We start from the raw sequence: 20030 nt of genomic DNA, 5'->3' as shown, positions 1-20030 counted from the left end.
GGTTTCAGGCCGGTCGTATGATCGATGAACGACACAAATCTGTAGGAGCTGGCTTGCCAGCGAAGCTTTTAACGATTAATTGGTCTGGGCGCCCTGCACAATCCAGGCACCGATCAGGTCACGTTCCTGCTGGGTCATCTGGGTGATGTTGCCCAGTGGCATGATCTGGCTGGTGACGGCTTGCGCCTGAATCCGCGGTGCGTTCTGGCGGATCTGCTCGGGGGTGTCAAACATCACACCGGCAGGGGCCGCACTGAACAGCGGGCTGGTCGGCTTGGCCGAATGGCAAACCGCGCAACGTTCCTGAATCACGCTGTGCACTTTGTCAAAACCAGGGCCTGTGCTGGACGCTTGCACCGGTGCGGCAGCAGGCGCTTCTGCGGGTTTGGCTTCAGCCGGTTTCAAACCGCCACCCACTGCTGTTTCCGGCAGCGGCTGGTATTCGATCCTGGCGGGTGCCTTGGCCACTTCCGGGCTGTTCAGCGGCGCAGGGCCGGTGACGTAAGCCAGGCTGATCATGCCGACGGCTGCGACTGGAAGAGTCCAGGCAAACTTGTGGCTGTCGTGACGGGTGTTGAAGTAGTGACGCACCAACACCGCCAGTACCGCGATCCCGGCCAGGATCAACCAGTTGTACTGGCTGCCGTAGGTGCTCGGGAAGTGGTTGCTGATCATGATGAACAGCACTGGCAAGGTGAAGTAGTTGTTGTGACGCGAACGCAGCAGGCCTTTGGCCGGCAGCGCCGGATCCGGCGTGCGGTTCTCGGCGATCGCCGCGACCAGTGCGCGTTGCGCCGGCATGATGATGCGGAACACGTTGCCGACCATGATGGTGCCGATGATCGCGCCGACGTGCAGGTATGCACCCCGACCGCTGAACACTTTGCTGAAGCCGTAGGCCGCGCCGATGATCAGGACGAACAGGATTGCGCCTAGCAGGGCAGGGCGTTTGCCCAGGGCCGAGTCGCACAGGAAGGAGTAGATGAACCAGCCAATGAACAGCGAGCCGAGACCGATGGCCACGCCTTCAGGACCGCTCAGGGTGCTGCCCGGAGCCAGCAGGTAGAGCGTCGGGTTGGAGTAGAACACCACGCACAGCAGCGCGACCCCCGACAGCCAGGTGAAGTAGGCTTCCCATTTGAACCAGTGCAGGTTGTCCGGCATGGTCGGTGGAGCCAGTTTGTATTTTTCCAGGTGGTAGATACCGCCACCGTGGATTGCCCACAAATCACCGGCCAGCCCGTTTTTCGGATTGACCCGATTGAGGTTGTTTTCCAGCCAGACGAAATAGAACGACGCACCGATCCAGGCCACGCCAGTAATCATGTGAACCCAGCGCACGCTCAGGTTCAGCCATTCCAACAGATGTGCTTCCACAGTCTTTACCTCTCGCCTGTCACTCTGTTGTCGAGTGATCAGGCCTTCTCTTATTGGTGGGGGGCGAGGATCAAACGCTCATCCTCTTTGAAAAAATGCTCATCGCAGTTATTGCCTGTGCCACTGCGATCAACCACCAGGAAGTCATCCCGCTTTTCGATCGTCAGCACCGGGTGGTGCCAGACGCCGCGATGGTAATTAATGCCCTGCCTGCCGTTGGTGACGAAGGCGCGGACCAAGCCTGATACAGGTTCATCGCCAACTGGCGCGACCACGATCAGAAAGGGGTTGCCGAGCAGCGGAATGAAAGCCTGGCTGCCCAGCGGGTGACGCTCCAGCATGCAGACGGTCAGCGGCATGTCCTGCGCGTCGGCGCGGAAGATGCTGATGATCGCCTTGTCCTCTGGCGTAGCAGTTTCCACCGTCGCCAGTTTATGGAAGCGCATGGTCGAACCGTTGTTGATCATGAAGTGATCGCTGCCGTCGGTTTCGATCACGTCACCGAAAGGGGCGAAGGCTTCTTTGGTCAGCGGTTCAATCGTCAGTGTGCGCATGCTGTTCTTCTTTGTTTAGTGTTTGTGGTTCTTTGTAGGAGCGAGCCTGCTCGCGATGGTCGTCAACGATAACGCGTGCATCCAGGATGAACGCGGTGTCCTTGGGTTTTTCGCGAGCAGGCTCGCTCCTACAGGCTCAGCATTACTTCGCTACCTTGCCCAATACCCGCAGGCGGCTCACGCCTCCATCCGGGAACACGTTCAGGCGGATGTGGGTGATCGGGCCCAGTGCCTTGATCTGCTCGGCGAAGGTGTGTTCGGCGTGCATTTCCAGCTTCTGGCTTGGCAGCAGTTCGCGCCAGAACAGCGACTGGGTTTCGATCTGGCTGTCGGTACCGCCCTTGACGAAGGCGCCCTGGATCGAGCAGCTGTCCGGGTAGTTGCCCTTGAAGTGCAGGGTGTCGACGATGACTTTCTCGACTTCACCGGCATGGCCCAGCGCGACGATCACCCAGTCATTGCCCGGGGTACGGCGACGCGCGGTTTCCCAGCCGTCGCCCATGTTGATGCCACGGCCCGGGTTGAGGATGTTACTCATGCGGCCGAAGTGTTCATCGGAGCAGGCGAGGGCGCGGCCACCGTTGAGGGCTGCGGCCAGGTCGACCTGCTCGTTGTCGCCGATCGCCGACCAGTCGCGGAACGGCACACCGTACACACGCAGACGGGCCACGCCGCCATCCGGGTAGATGTTGAAGCGCAGGTGGCTGAACGCCTGGTCGTTGTTGATTTCGTGGTAGTGGTGGCTGTTGCCTTGCAGCTCGACGGCGGACAGCACTTCAGTCCACTGGGTGTTTTCATCAGGCTCGCCCGAGGCCAGGAAGCAGGCTTCCAGGGAAGCCGAGGGCGGGAAGTTGCCGGTGAAGAATGAAGTGTCGATGTCGACGCCCTTGATCGAACCCGGCACACCCAGGCGGATCACTGCGCTGTCGAAGCCTTCGAAGCGCTTGCGACGCGATTCCCAGCCGTCCATCCACTTGCCGTTGTCATCGAACACGCCCTCCTTCCATACGGCCGGGGTCGGTTGGAACAGACGGTTGGCGTCTGCGAACCAGTCATCGGTGACCGAGATGATTTTGGTGCCCAGACGGGCATCGGCCAGGTTGACGAACTTCTCGAAAGGTACGGCGTAAGCTTTCATTCTTCTTGTCTGCCTTTAAATAAGTGGCTTGGGATGCTTGCAAGGCCCGGAGCGTTTTTTTGCGTTCATCAACGTCGGGTCAGGCTTGCTATAGGGTCAGTAATCGGAACAGGGCGATCTTGTTGATCTCTGCCAGCGCACACTTGAACTCGGTGTCGACCGGGTTGTGGATGCGCGTTTCGAACGCCGCGAGGATCTGATGCCGGTTGCTGCCTTTTACCGCCATGATGAAGGGAAACTTGAACTTGGCTTTGTAGGCGTCGTTCAGCTCGGTGAAGCGCTGGAACTCTTCGGCCGTGCATTGGTGAATACCCGCGCCAGACTGTTCTTCAGTGCTGGCTGCGGTCAGATGGCCCTGGACGGCAGCTTTGCCGGCCAGGTCCGGGTGAGCATTGATCAGGGCCAGTTGGCTTAGGTGATCGGCGCGGAGCAGGATGTCGCTCATGCGCTGGTGCAGGGTTTCGATCTGGTCGATCGAAGCGTCCTGACCCAGGTCGAAGGCCTTCTCGGCCACCCATGGCGAGTGTTCGTAGATGTCGGCGAAAGCGGCGACAAAAGCGTCGCGGCCGAGGGTCGATGGTTTGACGGTTTGAAAGGTGCTCATTTGGCAGCCCCTTGGTACGGGTGGGTTTCTTGCCAGTGGCGCGCGATGTCGACGCGACGGCTGAACCACACCTGTTCATGACTTTTAGCGTATTCGATAAAGCGCTTGAGTGAAGCCAGGCGCGCCGGACGGCCGATCAGGCGGCAGTGCAGGCCGATCGAGAGCATTTTCGGTGCCTCGGCGCCTTCGGCGTAGAGCACGTCGAACGCATCCTTGAGGTATTCGAAGAAGTCATCGCCCTTGTTGAAACCCTGGACCTGGGTGAAGCGCATGTCGTTGGTGTCCAGGGTGTAAGGGATCACCAGGTGCGGCTTGCCGGTCGGGTTGTTCGGCTCCCAGTAGGGCAGGTCGTCGTCGTAGGTGTCGCAGTCATAGAGGAAACCACCTTCTTCCATCACCAGGCGACGGGTGTTCGGGCCGGTGCGGCCGGTGTACCAGCCCAGTGGGCGTTCACCGGTGATTTCGGTGAGGATGCGGATCGCTTCGAGCATGTGCTCGCGTTCCTGGGCTTCGTCCATGTACTGGTAGTCGATCCAGCGATAGCCGTGGCTGCAGATCTCGTGGCCGGCATCGACCATGGCGCGGATCACGTCCGGGTGACGCTGGGCGGCCATGGCCACGGCGAAGATGGTCAGCGGAATGTCGAATTCCTTGAACAGCTTGAGGATCCGCCACACGCCGGCACGGCTGCCATACTCGTAGAGGGATTCCATGCTCATGTTGCGCGCGCCTTGCAGCGGCTGGGCTGAAACCATTTCCGAGAGGAACGCCTCGGATTCTTTGTCGCCGTGCAGGATGTTGCGCTCGCCGCCTTCTTCGTAATTGAGTACGAACGACAAGGCAATGCGGGCATTGCCCGGCCAGTGTGGGTGAGGAGGGTTACTGCCGTAACCGACCAGGTCGCGTGGGTAGTCAGCGCTCACTGCAGGCTTCCTTCTTGTTCGATGATGACGGTTGGTGTGACGCAGCTGAAAACTGGATGGCAGGCTGGCGTCACAGCGATGGGCTGATTGTATACAACTTTATATTCAATTTGTAAGCCTGAATTTTCGCATTTTTCACCGACTGTCATCTTTTACTGCTATTGGCGTGAGCCTGCAAGAAATCTGCCTGACTGGTCAATTATTGATTGAAGGGCTTATAGGTGGTGCGGTTTGGCGGGAAATCGACGGAAAATATGCCGATGCCGGAAGTCATGCGAAAAATGTCGTTTTTATTGTGTACAATTTTTTTTAAAAGTGTCTTAATCAGTCGCTCGCCGCAGCTTTTCGTGCTCCGAATCGGTGCGGTCTCCTTTTCAACTGACTTCGGGAGGCGCGAAGTCTGACTGCTCCACGCAGGCAGGCGCGCAGAATCAATGGGACGTTTGACTACACACGTTTTGGACGCAGCACACGGTTGCCCGGGCAGCTCGATCAAGGTCGAGTTGTACCGCGTTGAAGGATCGCAGCTGGAATTGGTCGCCAGCGCGATAACCAACAGCGATGGCCGTGTCGATGCACCGCTGCTGCAAGGCGATGACTACCGCACCGGGGTCTATCAGGTTCAGTTTCATGCCGGCGATTACTACCGCGCTCGTGGCGTCAAGCTGCCGGAACCGGCTTTTCTGGATGTCGTGGTGCTGCGTTTTGGCATCTCTGCCGAGCAGGATCACTACCATGTTCCACTGCTGATTTCGCCTTACAGCTACTCCACCTATCGCGGCAGCTGATCCCCCAGGCAGCTGCCGCACCCTGGAAGCGACTGCGCATATAGCTTCTTTGGTCTTTCGCCCGCTCACACTGCGGGCTTTTTTTCGTCTGGAGAAATATGGCGCCTGTGCTGACGTTTTCGCCGGCAAGCCAGGAATGCGTTCCAATGTAGGAGCTGGCTTGCCAGCGAAGCTCTTAGCGGCTCAGCAGGGAAGCAGCACCCGCACCACTGAACAGTCCCGCACTGATCCGGTTAAACCAACTCTGCCCCTTGCCGCTGCGCAGATACCGCGCCGCGCCATGGGCGCCGAGGCCGTAGGCCAGTTTGCACAGCAGGTCGAGCACGGTCCAGGTCGCGATCATCACCAGCAACTGCGGCAGGAACGCTTGTTCGGCACTCAAGAACTGCGGCAGGAAAGCGGCGAAGAACAGAATGTCCTTCGGATTGCTCGCGCCGAGCATGAAGGCGCGGCCGAACAGTGCGCGAAAACGGGGCACTGGCGCGGCTTGTGGCACTTCAGCACCCTGGGAAGGCTGGCGCGACTGCTGCCAGCTCTGCCAGGCGAGGTAGAACAGGTACAGCGCGCCGACGATTTTCAGTGCGCTGAACAGCTGTTCCGACGCCAGCAGCAGGGCGCCCAAACCCAATGCCGAGGCACTCAGCAGGCAGATCGAGGCAATCACGCCCCCGAGAAACGCCGGGTAAGAACGGCGCAGGCCGTAGTTCAGGCTGTTGCTGATCATCAACAACGACAATGGCCCCGGGATCAGGATCACTACCAGCGCAGCGCCGCTGAACAGCAGCCAGGTTTCCAGACTCATCACTTTCCTCCATTTGCACAAAAGCCCCACCCGACGGGGTGAGGCTGTTTTCAAGCGTGTACCGCGTGTGGCTTACAAGAAGATGAACTTGGCGATGAAGATCGCGCAGAGCACCCACAGGCTCACGGAAATTTCCTTGTACTTGCCGGTGCCGGCCTTCAGCGCCACGTAGGTGATGAAGCCCAGCGCGATGCCGTCGGCGACCGAGAAGGTCAGCGGCATCATGATGGCAGTGACGATTGCCGGAATGCTGTCGGTCGCTTCGTCCCACTCGATGTGGGCCATGCCGCCCATCATCAGCATTGCCACATAAATCAGTGCACCAGCGGTGGCATAGGCGGGAATCATGCCGGCCAGTGGTGCGAAAAACATTGCGGCTATAAATAGCACACCAACAGTGACTGCGGTAAGACCAGTCCGACCACCCGCCGCGACACCGGCAGCACTTTCCACGTAGCTGGTGACCGGTGGAACACCGACCACAGCACCGAATACGCTGGACGCACTGTCGGCTTTCATCGCGCGGGAGAGGTTTTCGATCTTGCCGTCAGCGCCGACCAGGTTGGCGCGCTGGGCAACGCCCATCAGGGTGCCGGCGGTGTCGAACATGTGCACGAAGAGGAACGCCAGGACCACGCTGATCATGCTGACGTTGAACACGCCGGCGACGTTCATGGCCATAAAGGTAGGGGAGAGGCTCGGCGGGGCCGACATGATGCCCTCGTAGTGCACCAGCCCAAGGCCCCAACCGGCCAGGGTCACGGTGATGATGCTGATGAGGATCGCGCCGAACACCTTGTGGTAGCTGAGGATGGCAATCATCAGGAAGCACACGGCGGCGAGCAGCGGGCCGGGTTCGCGCAGGGAGCCGAGCTTGATCAGGGTGGCCGGGCTATCGACGACGATACCCGCGGTTTTCAAACCGATCAGCCCCAGGAACAAGCCAACACCCGCGCCCATGGCGAAGCGCAGGCTGACCGGGATGCTGTTGAGCAACCATTCGCGGATCCGCGAGAAGGTCAGGATCATGAACAGCACACCGGAAACGAACACCGCGCCGAGGGCGGTTTCCCAGTTGTAGCCCATGGTGCCGACCACGGTGTAAGTGAAGAACGCGTTTAGCCCCATGCCCGGCGCCAGGCCGACCGGCCAGTTGGCGTAGAGGCCCATCAACAGGCAACCGAGTGCGGCGGCGATGCAGGTGGCGACGAATGCCGCACCGTGATCGATCCCGGCGTCGGCCATGATGTTGGGGTTAACGAAAATGATGTAGGCCATGGTGATGAAGGTTGTCAGACCGGCAATCAGCTCGGTCTTCACCGTGGTGCCGTGCAAGCTGAGTTTGAACAGACGCTCCAGCAAACCATTGCGTAATGGCGGCGAGAGATCCAGCGTCGATGCTTCGGATTTGCGGCTTTCCACAGCGAATACTCCTCAAGAGTTTTATTGTTATTTCCAGGGCCGGATCCGAGAGGGGTGGCAGCGGCCCTTTGAGGTATTTGCAAATTTGTTGACCTGTTGGTCAGGAACTCGCACGAAGTGGATTATGCTTTTGTATACAAAGAATGCAAATAATGTTTTTGGTTTTGTTTACGATTTTTTTGGCGATAGGAATATATCGACGGTTCCGATGCTTTCGCGAGCAGGCTCGCTCCTACATGAAAATGCGGTCAACTGTGGGAGCGAGCCTGCTCGCGAAGGGGGCTGATCAGCCAATGCACATTCGTCAGGCAAACTCTCATTCAGCCTGCGAATGGCTTTTCCCCAACGCCAGATTCACCGCCAACCACCCATTCACCGCCGTCTCCCCAGCCTCGGCAAACACCCGCTCCAGCAATTTCACCTGCTCGCGCCGCAGCGCCTGTTCAAACCGCGCGCCTTCGTCGGTCAACTCCAGCAGGCGCTTACGCTTATCGGTTTCGGACGCGACGCTCTCCACCAGATGCATCTCCAACAATTGCCGCAACGGCATGTTCAGCGCCTGCTTGCTCACGCCGAGCAACGCCAACAGCTCCTTGACGCTCAGGTTCGGATAGCGGGCGATGAAAAACACGATGCGCTGATGCACCCGACTCAGGCCGCGACGTTCGAGCATTTCATCGGCCTTGGCGGTGAAGGCCTGGTAGCCGAAGAAAAACGCTTCCATGGCTTGCTGCTGGGAAAGCGGGTTTTTAAGGTCAAGCATATTGATGTATCCGTTCGAGGAGGCGTAATTTCGGTCAACAAGTTTGACTCATTTTCAACATGCCTCGCTACCGGTGATCCCCATGGCTTTTTCCGAACGTGTCTCACGCCTTAAAAGTTCTTTGATCCGTGAAATCCTCGCCGCGGCCCAGCGTCCGCAGATGATGTCGTTTGCCGGCGGTCTGCCGGCCGAAGCCATGCTGCCGAAGGTCGATTGGGCCGAGATGCCGGTTTCCATGGGCCAATACGGCATGAGCGAAGGCGAACCGGCGTTGCGTGAAGCGTTGGCCACCGAGGCGCGAGCGTTGGGAGTGCCATGTGAGGCAAGCCAGGTACTGGTGGTCAGCGGCTCACAGCAGACCCTCGACCTCGCCGCCAAGCTGTACATCGACAAGGGCACCGAAATCCTGCTCGAAGCGCCGACTTATCTGGCGGCGCTACAGATTTTCCAGCTGTTCGGCGCCGATTGCCTGACCGTGCCGCTGGAGGCCGACGGGCCGAACCTGACGGAGCTACGCGCTCGCCTGGAACAACACCGACCGGCTTTCATCTACCTGATCCCGACCTTCCAGAATCCATCGGCGGTGCGTTACAGCGAAGCCAAGCGTGACGCGGTGGCGGCGTTGCTCGATGAATTTGGCGTTACGCTGATTGAAGACGAGCCTTACCGCGAGCTGACCTTCGACGGTGGCAGCGCCACGCCGATCGTCAGTCGCTTGAAGAAGGCCAGCTGGATCTACACCGGCACCGTGTCGAAAACCCTGTTACCGGGTTTGCGCGTTGGTTACGTGATTGCCAGTCCGGACCTGTTTCCCCATCTGTTGAAACTCAAGCAATCGGCGGATTTGCACACCAATCGGGTCGGCCAATGGCAGGCGCTGCAATGGATCGGCAGCGAGAAATATCAGCAACACCGCAGTGAGTTGCGTGATTTTTATCGGGGGCGTCGGGATGCGTTTCAGGCTGCGCTGGAAACTCACTTCTCGGATCTGGCGGACTGGAACGTACCGCAGGGCGGGTTGTTTTTCTGGTTGAAACTCAAGCAGCCGCAAGACACCCGCACCTTGCTCGATGCCGCATTGGCCAATGACGTGGCGTTCATGCCGGGCGAGCCGTTTTTCCCTGAGCCGGATAACCATCCGGGGTATTTGCGGTTGAACTTCAGCCACATTGATCCGGCGCGGCTGGATGAGGGGCTCAAGCGTTTGGCGGCGGTGGTGCGACAGGGGAAAGCGGCGCAAGCGGCCTGAAAACAAATAAACCGGCGCAAGGGCCGGTTTACTTTTGTCTGAAGAGTTGTGGTGACCGTTGTGGCCTCATCGCGAGCAAGCTCGCTCCCACAGTGATTTGTGGCGTTCACAAAACCTGTGGGAGCGAGCTTGCTCGCGATGGGGCCATCAGCCTCACTCAAATTTTTCAGGCTGCCGCGAAACGCTTGTCCAGATAATCAATGATCACCTTGGACTCGTACATCCAGGTGGTCTGGCCATTCTCTTCGATGCGCAGGCAGGGCACCTTGATCTTGCCGCCTTGCTCCAGCAAGGTCTGGCGATCCTGTTCGTTGTTCTTCGCATCGCGAAGGGCCACCGGCACATTCAGGCGGCGCAGGGTGCGGCGGGTCTTCACGCAGAACGGGCAGGCGTGGAATTGATACAGGGTCAGACCCTTGGCGGCGGATTCGACCTGAGCCTGAGCAGCGGCGGGGCGCTTCTTCTTGCTTGGGCGAGTAATGAAGTCGATGAAGATGATCAGTTGGCCAAGGCCGACACGAAGCGCTTTTACGAACACGTTGAAAGCCTCACGGTGCAAACGAAGAAGGGCGCGCAGCTTACCTGATTTTTTGCGGACGAAAAAAAACCGGCGATGAATGCCGGTTTTCTTCGTGCCGCGAATTACTTGATGAGGCTGAGGAATTCGCTGCGCGTGGCGGCGTTCTCGCGGAACTCACCGAGCATCACCGAGGTGATCATCGACGAATTCTGCTTTTCCACACCGCGCATCATCATGCACATGTGCTTGGCCTCGATCACCACCGCAACGCCCAGGGCGCCGGTGACCTGCTGGACCGCGTCGGCGATCTGGCGGCTGAGGTTTTCCTGGATCTGCAGGCGACGGGCGTACATGTCGACGATCCGCGCCACCTTCGACAGCCCCAGGACCTTGCCACTCGGGATATAGGCGACGTGAGCCTTGCCGATGAACGGCAGCAGGTGGTGTTCGCACAACGAGTACAGCTCGATGTCCTTGACCAGCACCATTTCGCTGTTGTCGGAGCTGAACAGGGCACCGTTGGTGACCTCTTCCAGTGTCTGTTCATAGCCGCGGCAGAGGTACTGCATGGCTTTGGCGGCACGTTTTGGCGTGTCGAGCAGGCCTTCGCGGGAAACGTCCTCGCCGAGCTGGCCGAGGATCGCCGTGTAATTCTGTTCCAGGGACATGAAACTACCTGTGGGATTTTACGCAAAGGGCAAGGGTACGGTGACGGACACGACGCTGCAAGCGTGGCGCAACAGCTTTACTCGTCGCGACCTTCCATCATGGTGCGTTTGAGCATCACATAAACGGCTCCCGCACCGCCGTGTTTCGCCTGGCAGGAGGTAAAACCGAGCACTTGTGGATGCTGGCGCAGCCAGGTATTGACGTGGCTTTTGATCATCGGCCGCTTGCCATCCAGGCGTACCGCCTTGCCATGGGTGACGCGTACGCAGCGGATTTCGAATCGGGTGGCTTCGGCGAGGAACGCCCAAAGGGTTTCCCGGGCCTTTTCCACGCTCATGCCGTGCAGGTCGAGGCTGCCTTCGAACGGGATCTGTCCGATCTTGAGCTTGCGCATCTGGCTTTCCTGCACGCCGTCACGCGCCCACATCAACTCGTCTTCAGGGCCGACGTCAATGACGAACTGATCGGACAGCCCGTCTACGGTGATGGATTCGGTGCGCACGGTGGCCGCTTGGCGCAGCATGGCGATCTGCGCGCGGTCAGCCTTGGGTTTGCCGGTTTCGGCGCGATCGTGCCTGATTGGCTTGACGCCTTGGATCGCGCTTTTGAACAGGGAAAAATCGTTGTCTTGCATGTCAGCCTCCGCGAAGGGCGGCCAGTTTACCCAACTCGAAGCGAATCGGGCGCGACAAATAACGCGCGCGACACTTGGCTCAGTCGTGTTTTTTCATCAAGTGCGGCGACATGGCCAGTTCCCGCGACTGGCGCGAGCGACGACGGCAACGGCGCCATAGCCACACGCCGAGGTACAGCACGAACAGGCCGATGACCAGAATCACGGCGGCACCGGTGCGGCTGGTGTTCAATTCACCCAGGGCGGGTGCGTGGCCGAACAGGCTGGCGGCCCCGGCCATGGCGAGCAACACGCCGCACATCGCCAGCAATGCCGCGAACGTCACGCCGATTCGAAAACGCCAGTTGCTTTGGCCTTTGGGTCGCAAGCGGCGAGCGTCAAAACCATCGGATAACTTCATTCCGACCTTCCTCAATGGGTATCGGCCCTTCGACCGGGAGTTGACCGGGATGTTCCTGAGGCTAAGACAATTATGGCAGTTGAGAGGCTTTTGCGGATGAGCGGCATTCCAGGCCGCTCATTGAGCGTCGATCAGATCAGTTCACGGGTCAGCGCGAGGGTGGCGAAGTTGTCGCCCATGATCGCCATTTCCGTCTGATGAACGTGTTCGGCACTGAGCACGCCGCCCTTGTAAGGCAGGTCGCGGGTGGCGCAGGCATCTTCAATGAGAGTGCAGCGAAAGCCAAGGTTCTTCGCTGCGCGTACGGTGGTGCTGACGCTGGAGTGACTCATGAAACCGCAGACGATCAGGTCGAGGGCGCCGAGGTCTTCCAGGCGTTTGGCCAGTTCGGTGCCATGGAACGCGCTTGGCAGCAATTTACCGATGACGGTTTCGTCACCCTGTGGCTCCAGGCCCGGAATGAATTCACCACCGACGCCTTGCGGGTTGAACATTCCGCCGAGGGTGCCGAGATGACGGACATGCACGATCGGCCGACCGGCGGCACGGGCAGCGGCGAGCAATTGCTTGATGTTCGCGACGGCCTCATCCATGCCGCTGAGAGCCAGTGGCCCGCTCAAATATTCTTTCTGGGCATCGATGATGATAAGGGTCGCATGGCTCAGTTTGGCTGCCGGATAACCGCGGCCGCTGAGTTGAAACATCGTTTTTGGAACGGACATTCTGGGGCTCCTTGGAGTGGGGCTTTTGCGACATTGTCCTCTGGCTGAGCAGTTCTGTGAATCGCTACGATCGTAGGTGCCGTCATTGCTGGCCTGTAGCCTTGTCAATAGTCGCGTTTTGTTCAATAGCCTGGTGAAAAAACGGATAACTCCTACATTTGAATCGGTAGTTTCCCGCGTCGTCGTGACGCCGTTTGACTGGTAGAATCGCCCGTCGATTTTTCTGGAGTTTGCCGTCGTGATCACTTCCCGCCTTCGCACCCTGCGTGACCATATCCGTTGGGCCGTCAGCCGCTTCCATGGGGAGGATCTGTTTTTTGGCCATGGCACCGACAATGCCTGGGACGAAGCCCGGCAATTGGTGTTGGGGGCGCTGCACTTGCCGTGGGAAATCGCCGACAGCTACCTCGACTGCAATCTGGAAGAAGACGAAGTGGTTCACCTGCAGCTTTTGCTCAAGCGCCGCATCGAAGATCGGGTGCCTACGGCGTATCTGTTGGGCGAGGCCTGGTTCTGCGGCATGTCGTTCATCGTCGATGAGCGCGTGCTGATCCCGCGTTCACCCATTGGCGAGTTGATCGAAAACCGGTTTACCCCATGGCTGGCTACCGAGCCGGCGCGGATTCTCGACCTGTGCACCGGTTCCGGTTGCATCGGCATCGCCTGCGCCTACGAGTTCCAGCATGCCGAGGTGGTGTTGGCGGACCTGTCGTTCGAAGCGCTGGAAGTGGCTAACCAGAACATCGAGCGCCACGGTGTCGATGAGCGTGTGTACACGGTGCAGGGCGACGGTTTCGAGGGCTTGCCGGGACAACGTTTCGACTTGATCGTGTCGAACCCGCCCTACGTCGATGCGGAAGATTTCGCCGACATGCCGGACGAATACCAGCACGAGCCGGAACTGGGCCTGGCCTGCGGTGATGACGGTTTGAACCTGGTGCGGCGCATGCTCGCCGAAGCGGCGGATCATTTGACCGAGAAGGGCTTGCTGATTGTCGAAGTGGGCAACAGCCAGGTGCACGTCGAGGCGTTGTACCCGGAAGTCGACTTCGCCTGGCTGGAGTTCGAGCGTGGCGGGCATGGTGTGTTCATGCTGAGCGCGCAGCAATGCCGCGAGCATCAGGCGTTGTTCGCTTCTCGCGTCTGACCCCTGTAGGAGCGAGCTTGCTCGCGATGGACATTAACGATAACGCGTGTTTCAGGATAAACACATCGCTCTCAGGTTCATCGCGAGCAAGCTCGCTCCTACAAGGAATGGCCGCACCGCCGATTACCGGTGCGTGGCAATCCAGATCAGCAACCCCGCCTGAAACACCGCGAACGCCACCAGGCAGGTGATGGTGAAACGCAGCCCGGTGTCTTCGCGTTTGTACTTGCTGACTTTCTCTTCGTGTTTCTTGAGTTTGACTTCCTGCTCGGCCAGGTTCTGCTCGGCTTGCTGGAGCATCTGCGCCGCCTCGAGAATCTCCACGACCTGCAGTTTTTCGCTGTTCCAGTCGCCAGAAAGGTCGCCGACCTTGACCGGCTTGACGCTGCCTTTCAAATGTTGGGCATCGGCATACACCACGTCGAAACCGTGCACGCGTAAAAAATGATCGCGGCGCAGGCGGGTGTCTTCGTTCAGCGCATCCTTGTTGTTCAGGTCAAAGCCGTCGACGGTGTAGGTCGGCCAGCGTTTCTTCGCCCAGTTGATGCCCTGGGCCGCCAGGTAGCGGCCAATGCCACGGTTCAGCGGTTCAACCTGCAAACCGCTGTCCGGGCCGAAATGCACGCGCTTTTCGGCGTGATCGACCCACACGTCCAGATGATTCTGTTCCTTGCGCACACGCTGGCCGGGCAGGGTGATGCTCATGCGCATCAGGCTGCGTTCTTTGTCGTTGCGCTCGGCATAGCCGAACTCGACAAAGCGCAATGGGCGCCCGCCGGTGTTGCGGTCAGTCTGCAGCGGCGCCAGACGGAGCATCTTGTGGTGCTCTACGTGGACGTCCGCCCAAGGCAGCTCGACCGCTGGCGGTGCGTCTTTTTCAGCGCTGGTGTCGGGTGAAGTCTGGGTGTCGGTCATAACGGCGAGATCCTGTCCAAGCTCAGCTTGTCGCCAACCAATGTGTTGGCGACAAAGGCTTATCGGCCGTTTTTTTCAAGACTGGAGGTTAACTGGCGCGAAGGCCGTCAATAAAACCGAGGATTCGCGTGCCCAGTTCCGCCGCCAGGGGCAACTGCGGGTCTTTATAGGAGGCCATCTGGCGCTTGACGTCGTTGGGCACGATGCGCATGACGTGGTTCATGCCCTCGATCAGCGCCAGTTCGGCGTCCGGTTTGGCGGCCTTGAGCAGTCTTGCGTCATTGACGCCGACCTGGATGTCGTTGCTGCCCTGAATGATCAGCGCCGGCATTTTCAGCTTGGCGAACGCCGCGGCCGGGTCCTGGCGGAACAGGGAAATCAGGTACGGCTGCACGCTGGGGCGGAAAATCGCCTGCAACGGTGGCGGCACATTGTCGTCGGGTTTCCCGGCCTTGAGGCTGTCGAGCAATTCATTGCTGCGCAGCATCAGCGGGGGAGGCAGGCGATTGCCCAGTTGCTCGCGGATGACCTGATCGACCGGCCTGGCGCTGCCGGAGACAGAAATCACCGCGTCGGCATCGATGCCTGGCGCAGCGAGGCTGGCGATCAAGGCACCCTCGCTGTGCCCCAGCACGATCAGTTTGCCAAAACGCGGATCGGTCTTGAGCTTCTGACCCCAGGCTTCGGCGTCGGCCACATAGGCTTCCACCGTCAGATTGCGTTCGTCCGGCGTGGCGGCCAGGCTCGCGGCCACACCGCGCTTGTCGTAACGCACGCTGGCGATGTTGTGTTTGGCCAGCACCCAGGCCAGGCGCTTGAGGCTGTCATTGCGCCCGCCATCGACGTTGTTTCCGTCACGATCCGTAGGGCCGGAGCCGGAAATGATCAGGACAACCGGCACGGGGTCGTCGGATTTTGGCAGCAACAGCGAGCCGAAAAGCTCGCCGGTGCCGGTATCCAATGTAATCGGTCGTTGCAGGACAGTCGCCTGGGCGAAGCCGGAAATCAGGGTAAGGCTCAAGGCAAGAACTCGCAGCATCATCGCGCCATTATCCAGAAGATGCCGGTTGGACACACAGGCACCCATAAGGTTCGAGGATGAACTACTTGGGTAGCCTGCGTATACTGGCGCGCATTACGTATTCAGGTTCATTTCACGGAGCGTCCTGCATGTCCGGCAATACCTACGGCAAGCTGTTCACTGTCACCACCGCGGGCGAAAGCCATGGCCCGGCGTTGGTCGCCATTGTCGATGGCTGCCCGCCGGGGCTGGAGATATCCCTGGAGGATCTGCAGCGTGACCTGGACCGCCGCAAGCCCGGCACCAGCCGCCACACCACCCAGCGCCAGGAAGCCGACGAAGTCGAAATCCTCTCCGGCGTGTTCGAAGGTCGCACCACTGGCTGCTCGATCGGCCTGCTGATCCGCAACACCGACCAGAAATCCAAGGACTACTCGGCGATCAAGGATCTGTTCCGCCCGGCCCACGCCGACTACACCTACCACCACAAATACGGCGAGCGCGACTACCGCGGCGGCGGTCGCAGTTCGGCCCGCGAAACCGCGATGCGCGTCGCGGCCGGTGCGATTGCGAAAAAATACCTGGCCAGCCAGGGCATCGTCATTCGTGGCTACATGAGCCAGCTGGGGCCGATCGAAATTCCGTTCAAGACCTGGGATTCGGTGGAGCAGAACGCCTTCTTCAGCCCGGACCCGGACAAGGTGCCTGAGCTGGAAGCCTACATGGACCAGTTGCGCCGCGACCAGGATTCGGTCGGCGCGAAAATCACCGTGGTCGCCGAAGGCGTGATGCCGGGCCTGGGCGAGCCGATTTTCGACCGCCTCGACGCCGAACTGGCCCATGCGCTGATGAGCATCAACGCGGTGAAGGGCGTGGAAATCGGCGCCGGTTTCGCCAGCGTCGCCCAGCGTGGCACCGAGCATCGCGATGAAATGACCCCGCAAGGTTTCCTCAGCAACAACGCGGGCGGCATTCTCGGCGGTATTTCCTCCGGTCAGCCGATCGTTGCGCACCTGGCGCTGAAGCCGACGTCGAGCATCACCACGCCGGGCCGTTCCATCGACATTCATGGCAACCCGGTGGAAGTGATCACCAAGGGCCGTCACGACCCGTGCGTCGGCATCCGCGCCACGCCGATTGCCGAGGCGATGATGGCCATCGTGCTGATGGACCACCTGCTGCGTCACCGCGGGCAGAACGCCGATGTGCGTGTGAGCACGCCGGTGCTGGGTCAGTTGTAAATGGCTGACCTCATGGTCGCAGCCGTCTGATGGCGACTGCGACGCTCCCGTACTGGCGGCTCTCCAGTTTCTATCTGTTCTATTTCGCCTTGCTCGGTTCGACAGCGCCGTTTCTGGCGCTGTACTTCGATCACCTCGGATTCAGCGCCGCGCGCATCGGCGAGCTGGTGGCGATCCCGATGCTGATGCGCTGCGTGGCGCCGAATATCTGGGGCTGGCTGGGCGACTACAGCGGTCGGCGGCTGGCCATCGTGCGTTTCGGCGCGGTGTGCACGCTGCTGACGTTCTCGCTGATTTTCGTCAGCAAGAGCTATGCCTGGCTGGCGATGGTCATGGCCTTGCATGCGTTCTTCTGGCACGCGGTGCTGCCGCAGTTCGAAGTCATCACCCTGGCGCACTTGCAGAGCCAGACCTCGCGCTACAGCCAGATTCGCCTGTGGGGTTCGATCGGGTTCATCATCACCGTGGTCGCGCTGGGCCGGCTGTTCGAATGGCTGAGCCTGGACATCTACCCGGCGGCGCTGGTGTTGATCATGGCCGGCATCGTGCTCAGCAGCCTGTGGGTGCCCAATGCCCAACCGGCGCCGGGCAACCGGGTGGCGGGGGAGGGCTTCCTCAAGCAACTGCGCAACCCCGGCGTATTGGCGTTTTACGCCTGCGTGGCGCTGATGCAGATGAGCCACGGACCGTATTACACATTTTTAACCCTGCACCTTGAGCGACTGGGTTACAGCCGTGGCGTGATCGGCATGCTCTGGGCGGTCGGCGTGGTCGCCGAAGTCCTGATGTTTCTGGCCATGAGCCGGATCTTTGCGCGCTTCTCACTGCGCCGGGTGCTGATGGCCAGTTTTCTGCTGGCGGCGTTGCGTTGGCTGTTGCTGGGTTCGCTCGCGGAGTTTCTTTGGGTGCTGTTGTTTGCCCAGGTGCTGCACGCGGCGACGTTCGGCAGCTTTCACGCCGCTGCCATTTCATTCGTGCAACGTAGTTTTGGTGCGCGCCAGCAAGGCCAGGGTCAGGCGTTGTACGCCGCCCTGGCCGGCACCGGTGGTGCATTGGGCGCGTTGTATTCCGGCTACAGCTGGAATGCCCTCGGTGCGGCATGGACCTTTAGTATTGCCAGTCTCGCAGCGCTCGCCGCTGCCGTTATCATTGCCACACGTATGCAAGAGGACAGGCCATGAGCCTTACCCGTGAACACCTCGCCCAGGAAATCATCGACGCCGGGCGTTTTCTGTATGGCCGCGGCTGGTCGCCGGCCACCAGCAGCAATTATTCGACCCGCCTGTCGCCGACCGAAGCCTTGCTGACCGTGTCGGGAAAGCACAAGGGGCAACTCGGCATGGACGATGTACTGGCCACTGACCTGTCAGGCAACAGCCTGGAACCGGGCAAGAAACCGTCCGCCGAAACCCTGTTGCACACCCAGCTCTACACCTGTCGCCCGCAGATCGGTGCGGTGCTGCACACCCATTCGGTGAATGCCACCGTACTGTCGCGCCTGACGCCGCAAGACTTCATCGAGTTCGAAGACTACGAACTGCAAAAAGCCTTCAGCGGAGTGACCACCCACGAATCCCGGGTGCGGGTGCCGATTTTCGACAACGATCAGGACATTGCACGCCTGGCCGCCAAGGTGCAGCCTTGGCTCGACGCCCATCCCGATTGCGTCGGCTACCTGATCCGTGGTCATGGCCTCTACACCTGGGGCGCGCGCATGAGCGATGCCCTGCGGCAGATCGAGGCCTTTGAGTTTTTGTTCGAGTGCGAGCTGAAAACGCGCTCCATCTTGCATCGTTAAGGAGTTGCCCTGATGAGCAGCCTGTCCGTTTATCACGTCTCCAGCCCTGAAATCCCCAACAAGGTGCTGACCCATTTCGAAGACATCGCCTCGACCCTGGCCGAGCAGGGCGTGCGTTTCGACCGCTGGCAAGCCGCCACAAAACTCCAGCCGGGCGCCAGCCAGGATGAAGTGATCGCCGCCTATCAAGAGCAAATCGACCAGTTGATGACCGAACGCGGTTACATCACCGTCGACGTGATCAGCCTCAACAGCGATCACCCGCAAAAAGCCGAATTGCGTGCCAAGTTCCTCAACGAACACCGCCATGGCGAAGACGAAGTACGATTTTTCGTCGCCGGCCGTGGCCTGTTTACCCTGCACATCGACGATTACGTCTACGCCGTGCTGTGCGAGAAAAACGACCTGATCTCGGTGCCAGCCGGTACCAAACACTGGTTCGACATGGGCGAGCACCCGCATTTCATTGCGATCCGCCTGTTCAACAACCCGGAAGGCTGGGTGGCCAATTTCACCGGTGAAGACATCGCCAGCCAATTCCCGCTTCTGGAGGACTGAGTCGATGCCGATCAAAGCGATTCTCACCGACATCGAAGGCACCACCAGTGCAGTGAGTTTTGTGTTCGACGTGCTGTTTCCTTACGCGGCCAAGCATCTGCCGGACTTCGTTCGTGAGCACGCCGGGCGCGTAGACGTGGCGGCACAGTTGGACGCCGTGCGCCGGGACAGCAATGAGCCGGACGCCGATGTCGAGCGCGTTGTCGAGATCCTGCTGGGCTGGATTGCCGAAGACCGCAAGGCCACGCCGTTGAAAGCGTTGCAGGGCATGGTCTGGGCGCAGGGCTATCAGGCCGGGCAGTTGAAGGGGCACGTGTACCCGGACGCCGTTGAAGCGCTCAAACGCTGGCACCAGGATGGTTTTCAACTGTTTGTTTATTCCTCCGGCTCGATCCAGGCCCAGCGGTTGATCTTTGGCTGCTCCGAGGCGGGAGACCTGACGCCGTTGTTCAGTGGCTACTTCGACACCACTTCAGGGCCCAAGCGCGAGGCGCAGTCCTACGCCAACATCACGCAGGTGATCAACATCGAGGCGGGGCAGATTCTGTTCCTGTCTGACATCGTCGAAGAACTCGACGCGGCGCGTGCGGCGGGGATGGCTACTTGCGGGCTGGCCCGCGAAGGCGGCGAACTGACGGGGCATGTCACCGTGGACAGCTTTGCGCGGATAAATCCTGCTGCCTTCTAAGCACTACACAACTTGTAGGAGCGAGCCTGCTCGCGATAGCGGAGTGTCATTCAACATTGATGTTGATTGACACTCCGCTATCGCGAGCAGGCTCGCT

24 protein-coding genes are annotated in these 20030 nt (G+C 59.9%); 9 read left to right on the top strand and 15 right to left on the bottom strand.

Annotated elements, in window-relative coordinates; all coding sequences use genetic code 11:
* Window positions 1–75: 75 nt before the first annotated feature.
* The 5 genes from ACM6IK_RS28100 to puuE form a co-directional block, all read right to left on the bottom strand.
* The gene (locus tag ACM6IK_RS28100) at window positions 76–1377 is read right to left on the bottom strand and encodes a urate hydroxylase PuuD (RefSeq protein WP_414876886.1); all 1302 of its coding nucleotides are present in this window, start codon (window positions 1375–1377) and stop codon (window positions 76–78) included.
* 50 nt (window positions 1378–1427) lie between these two features.
* A complete protein-coding gene (locus ACM6IK_RS28095) occupies window positions 1428–1931 on the bottom strand; it encodes an ureidoglycolate lyase (protein ID WP_108218985.1) in 504 nt (167 codons plus the stop codon).
* A gap of 142 nt (window positions 1932–2073) precedes the next feature.
* Window positions 2074–3069, bottom strand: coding sequence for an allantoicase (gene alc / locus ACM6IK_RS28090; protein ID WP_007988149.1), 996 nt, complete (start codon window positions 3067–3069; stop codon window positions 2074–2076).
* Window positions 3070–3157: 88 nt separating this feature from the next.
* Window positions 3158–3673 carry a 2-oxo-4-hydroxy-4-carboxy-5-ureidoimidazoline decarboxylase gene (gene uraD / locus ACM6IK_RS28085; RefSeq protein WP_414876885.1) on the bottom strand — a complete coding sequence of 172 codons (516 nt, stop codon included), beginning with the start codon at window positions 3671–3673 and terminating at the stop codon, window positions 3158–3160.
* Entirely contained in the window at window positions 3670–4596 is a 927-nt protein-coding gene (gene puuE / locus ACM6IK_RS28080; RefSeq protein WP_007988146.1) for an allantoinase PuuE, read from the bottom strand. The genes uraD and puuE overlap by 4 nt, the downstream gene beginning before the upstream one ends.
* 166 nt (window positions 4597–4762) lie before the next feature.
* Between puuE and ACM6IK_RS28075 the strand changes: the two genes are divergently transcribed.
* Both ACM6IK_RS28075 and uraH read left to right on the top strand, forming a co-directional pair.
* Window positions 4763–4909, top strand: a complete 147-nt coding sequence (locus ACM6IK_RS28075) for a hypothetical protein (RefSeq protein ID WP_414876884.1) — start codon at window positions 4763–4765, stop codon at window positions 4907–4909.
* Between the two features lie 121 nt (window positions 4910–5030).
* Window positions 5031–5384 (top strand): hydroxyisourate hydrolase, encoded by a 354-nt coding sequence (uraH, locus tag ACM6IK_RS28070; RefSeq protein WP_007988144.1) that lies wholly within the window; start codon window positions 5031–5033, stop codon window positions 5382–5384.
* 175 nt (window positions 5385–5559) lie between these two features.
* On the opposite strand, the gene ACM6IK_RS28065 is transcribed toward uraH, so the two are convergent.
* From ACM6IK_RS28065 to ACM6IK_RS28055, 3 genes are all read right to left on the bottom strand, one after another.
* Complete coding sequence (locus tag ACM6IK_RS28065) at window positions 5560–6186, bottom strand: LysE family translocator (protein ID WP_414876883.1); 627 nt, start codon at window positions 6184–6186, stop codon at window positions 5560–5562.
* Between the two features lie 72 nt (window positions 6187–6258).
* On the bottom strand, window positions 6259–7608 hold the full coding sequence (locus ACM6IK_RS28060; RefSeq protein ID WP_108218979.1) for an NCS2 family permease: 1350 nt from the start codon (window positions 7606–7608) through the stop codon (window positions 6259–6261).
* Between the two features lie 316 nt (window positions 7609–7924).
* A complete protein-coding gene (locus ACM6IK_RS28055) occupies window positions 7925–8371 on the bottom strand; it encodes a MarR family winged helix-turn-helix transcriptional regulator (RefSeq protein WP_414876882.1) in 447 nt (148 codons plus the stop codon).
* Window positions 8372–8453: 82 nt separating this feature from the next.
* On the opposite strand from ACM6IK_RS28055, the gene ACM6IK_RS28050 reads away from it, so the two are divergent.
* Complete coding sequence (locus tag ACM6IK_RS28050) at window positions 8454–9620, top strand: PLP-dependent aminotransferase family protein (RefSeq protein WP_414876881.1); 1167 nt, start codon at window positions 8454–8456, stop codon at window positions 9618–9620.
* A 166-nt stretch (window positions 9621–9786) separates the two neighbouring features.
* Here ACM6IK_RS28050 and ACM6IK_RS28045 read toward each other — a convergent pair whose 3' ends face one another.
* The 5 genes from ACM6IK_RS28045 to ACM6IK_RS28025 form a co-directional block, all read right to left on the bottom strand.
* The gene (locus tag ACM6IK_RS28045; RefSeq protein WP_150724597.1) at window positions 9787–10158 is read right to left on the bottom strand and encodes a glutathione S-transferase N-terminal domain-containing protein; all 372 of its coding nucleotides are present in this window, start codon (window positions 10156–10158) and stop codon (window positions 9787–9789) included.
* A 104-nt stretch (window positions 10159–10262) separates the two neighbouring features.
* On the bottom strand, window positions 10263–10808 hold the full coding sequence (folE, locus tag ACM6IK_RS28040; protein WP_003204506.1) for a GTP cyclohydrolase I FolE: 546 nt from the start codon (window positions 10806–10808) through the stop codon (window positions 10263–10265).
* Between the two features lie 77 nt (window positions 10809–10885).
* Window positions 10886–11443 carry a Smr/MutS family protein gene (locus tag ACM6IK_RS28035; protein ID WP_414876880.1) on the bottom strand — a complete coding sequence of 186 codons (558 nt, stop codon included), beginning with the start codon at window positions 11441–11443 and terminating at the stop codon, window positions 10886–10888.
* Window positions 11444–11522: 79 nt separating this feature from the next.
* Window positions 11523–11843, bottom strand: coding sequence for a hypothetical protein (locus ACM6IK_RS28030; RefSeq protein ID WP_223529480.1), 321 nt, complete (start codon window positions 11841–11843; stop codon window positions 11523–11525).
* Window positions 11844–11974: 131 nt separating this feature from the next.
* Complete coding sequence (locus ACM6IK_RS28025; RefSeq protein ID WP_218431314.1) at window positions 11975–12565, bottom strand: cysteine hydrolase family protein; 591 nt, start codon at window positions 12563–12565, stop codon at window positions 11975–11977.
* A 238-nt stretch (window positions 12566–12803) separates the two neighbouring features.
* Here ACM6IK_RS28025 and prmB point away from each other — a divergent pair, with 238 nt between their 5' ends.
* On the top strand, window positions 12804–13712 hold the full coding sequence (gene prmB, locus ACM6IK_RS28020) for a 50S ribosomal protein L3 N(5)-glutamine methyltransferase (protein WP_150724600.1): 909 nt from the start codon (window positions 12804–12806) through the stop codon (window positions 13710–13712).
* Window positions 13713–13835: 123 nt separating this feature from the next.
* Here the strand turns inward: prmB and ACM6IK_RS28015 are convergent, their stop codons facing one another.
* Both ACM6IK_RS28015 and ACM6IK_RS28010 read right to left on the bottom strand, forming a co-directional pair.
* A complete protein-coding gene (locus ACM6IK_RS28015) occupies window positions 13836–14627 on the bottom strand; it encodes a hypothetical protein (RefSeq protein ID WP_414876879.1) in 792 nt (263 codons plus the stop codon).
* A gap of 88 nt (window positions 14628–14715) precedes the next feature.
* Window positions 14716–15714 (bottom strand): alpha/beta hydrolase, encoded by a 999-nt coding sequence (locus ACM6IK_RS28010; RefSeq protein WP_414876878.1) that lies wholly within the window; start codon window positions 15712–15714, stop codon window positions 14716–14718.
* Window positions 15715–15797: 83 nt separating this feature from the next.
* Here ACM6IK_RS28010 and aroC point away from each other — a divergent pair, with 83 nt between their 5' ends.
* From aroC to mtnC, 5 genes are read left to right on the top strand one after another with little or no spacing between them, the layout of a single operon-like run.
* A complete protein-coding gene (aroC, locus tag ACM6IK_RS28005) occupies window positions 15798–16889 on the top strand; it encodes a chorismate synthase (RefSeq protein WP_218431318.1) in 1092 nt (363 codons plus the stop codon).
* A gap of 29 nt (window positions 16890–16918) precedes the next feature.
* Window positions 16919–18070: an MFS transporter gene (locus tag ACM6IK_RS28000; protein WP_414876877.1), complete on the top strand. Its 1152-nt coding sequence runs from the start codon at window positions 16919–16921 to the stop codon at window positions 18068–18070.
* Window positions 18067–18687 carry a methylthioribulose 1-phosphate dehydratase gene (locus ACM6IK_RS27995; RefSeq protein ID WP_414876876.1) on the top strand — a complete coding sequence of 207 codons (621 nt, stop codon included), beginning with the start codon at window positions 18067–18069 and terminating at the stop codon, window positions 18685–18687. The genes ACM6IK_RS28000 and ACM6IK_RS27995 overlap by 4 nt, the downstream gene beginning before the upstream one ends.
* A 12-nt stretch (window positions 18688–18699) precedes the next feature.
* On the top strand, window positions 18700–19245 hold the full coding sequence (locus ACM6IK_RS27990) for a 1,2-dihydroxy-3-keto-5-methylthiopentene dioxygenase (RefSeq protein WP_414876875.1): 546 nt from the start codon (window positions 18700–18702) through the stop codon (window positions 19243–19245).
* A gap of 4 nt (window positions 19246–19249) precedes the next feature.
* Window positions 19250–19933: an acireductone synthase gene (mtnC, locus tag ACM6IK_RS27985; protein ID WP_414876874.1), complete on the top strand. Its 684-nt coding sequence runs from the start codon at window positions 19250–19252 to the stop codon at window positions 19931–19933.
* The last annotated feature ends 97 nt before the right edge of the window (window positions 19934–20030 follow it).

Origin of the sequence: Pseudomonas sp. IT-196MI5 (genome assembly GCF_949767415.1) — a bacterium.
Classification (GTDB): Bacteria; Pseudomonadota; Gammaproteobacteria; order Pseudomonadales; family Pseudomonadaceae; genus Aquipseudomonas.
The sequence above is the reverse complement of the archived record's forward strand: the minus strand, read 5'-3'. Positions and strand labels throughout refer to the sequence as shown.

Bases quoted from the DNA above. Each gene is read 5' to 3' on its own strand.
- ACM6IK_RS28035 (WP_414876880.1), bottom strand. From the start codon at position 11,443: ATGCAAGACAACGATTTTTCCCTGTTCAAAAGCGCGATCCAAGGCGTC.
- ACM6IK_RS27990 (WP_414876875.1), top strand. From the start codon at position 18,700: ATGAGCAGCCTGTCCGTTTATCACGTCTCCAGCCCTGAAATCCCCAAC.
- ACM6IK_RS28050 (WP_414876881.1), top strand. From the start codon at position 8,454: ATGGCTTTTTCCGAACGTGTCTCACGCCTTAAAAGTTCTTTGATCCGT.
- aroC (WP_218431318.1), top strand. From the start codon at position 15,798: ATGTCCGGCAATACCTACGGCAAGCTGTTCACTGTCACCACCGCGGGC.
- ACM6IK_RS28055 (WP_414876882.1), bottom strand. From the start codon at position 8,371: ATGCTTGACCTTAAAAACCCGCTTTCCCAGCAGCAAGCCATGGAAGCG.
- ACM6IK_RS28065 (WP_414876883.1), bottom strand. From the start codon at position 6,186: ATGAGTCTGGAAACCTGGCTGCTGTTCAGCGGCGCTGCGCTGGTAGTG.
- ACM6IK_RS28025 (WP_218431314.1), bottom strand. From the start codon at position 12,565: ATGTCCGTTCCAAAAACGATGTTTCAACTCAGCGGCCGCGGTTATCCG.
- ACM6IK_RS28000 (WP_414876877.1), top strand. From the start codon at position 16,919: ATGGCGACTGCGACGCTCCCGTACTGGCGGCTCTCCAGTTTCTATCTG.
- uraD (WP_414876885.1), bottom strand. From the start codon at position 3,673: ATGAGCACCTTTCAAACCGTCAAACCATCGACCCTCGGCCGCGACGCT.
- ACM6IK_RS28015 (WP_414876879.1), bottom strand. From the start codon at position 14,627: ATGACCGACACCCAGACTTCACCCGACACCAGCGCTGAAAAAGACGCA.
- ACM6IK_RS28030 (WP_223529480.1), bottom strand. From the start codon at position 11,843: ATGAAGTTATCCGATGGTTTTGACGCTCGCCGCTTGCGACCCAAAGGC.
- uraH (WP_007988144.1), top strand. From the start codon at position 5,031: ATGGGACGTTTGACTACACACGTTTTGGACGCAGCACACGGTTGCCCG.
- alc (WP_007988149.1), bottom strand. From the start codon at position 3,069: ATGAAAGCTTACGCCGTACCTTTCGAGAAGTTCGTCAACCTGGCCGAT.
- ACM6IK_RS27995 (WP_414876876.1), top strand. From the start codon at position 18,067: ATGAGCCTTACCCGTGAACACCTCGCCCAGGAAATCATCGACGCCGGG.
- mtnC (WP_414876874.1), top strand. From the start codon at position 19,250: ATGCCGATCAAAGCGATTCTCACCGACATCGAAGGCACCACCAGTGCA.
- ACM6IK_RS28095 (WP_108218985.1), bottom strand. From the start codon at position 1,931: ATGCGCACACTGACGATTGAACCGCTGACCAAAGAAGCCTTCGCCCCT.
- folE (WP_003204506.1), bottom strand. From the start codon at position 10,808: ATGTCCCTGGAACAGAATTACACGGCGATCCTCGGCCAGCTCGGCGAG.
- ACM6IK_RS28010 (WP_414876878.1), bottom strand. From the start codon at position 15,714: ATGGGTGCCTGTGTGTCCAACCGGCATCTTCTGGATAATGGCGCGATG.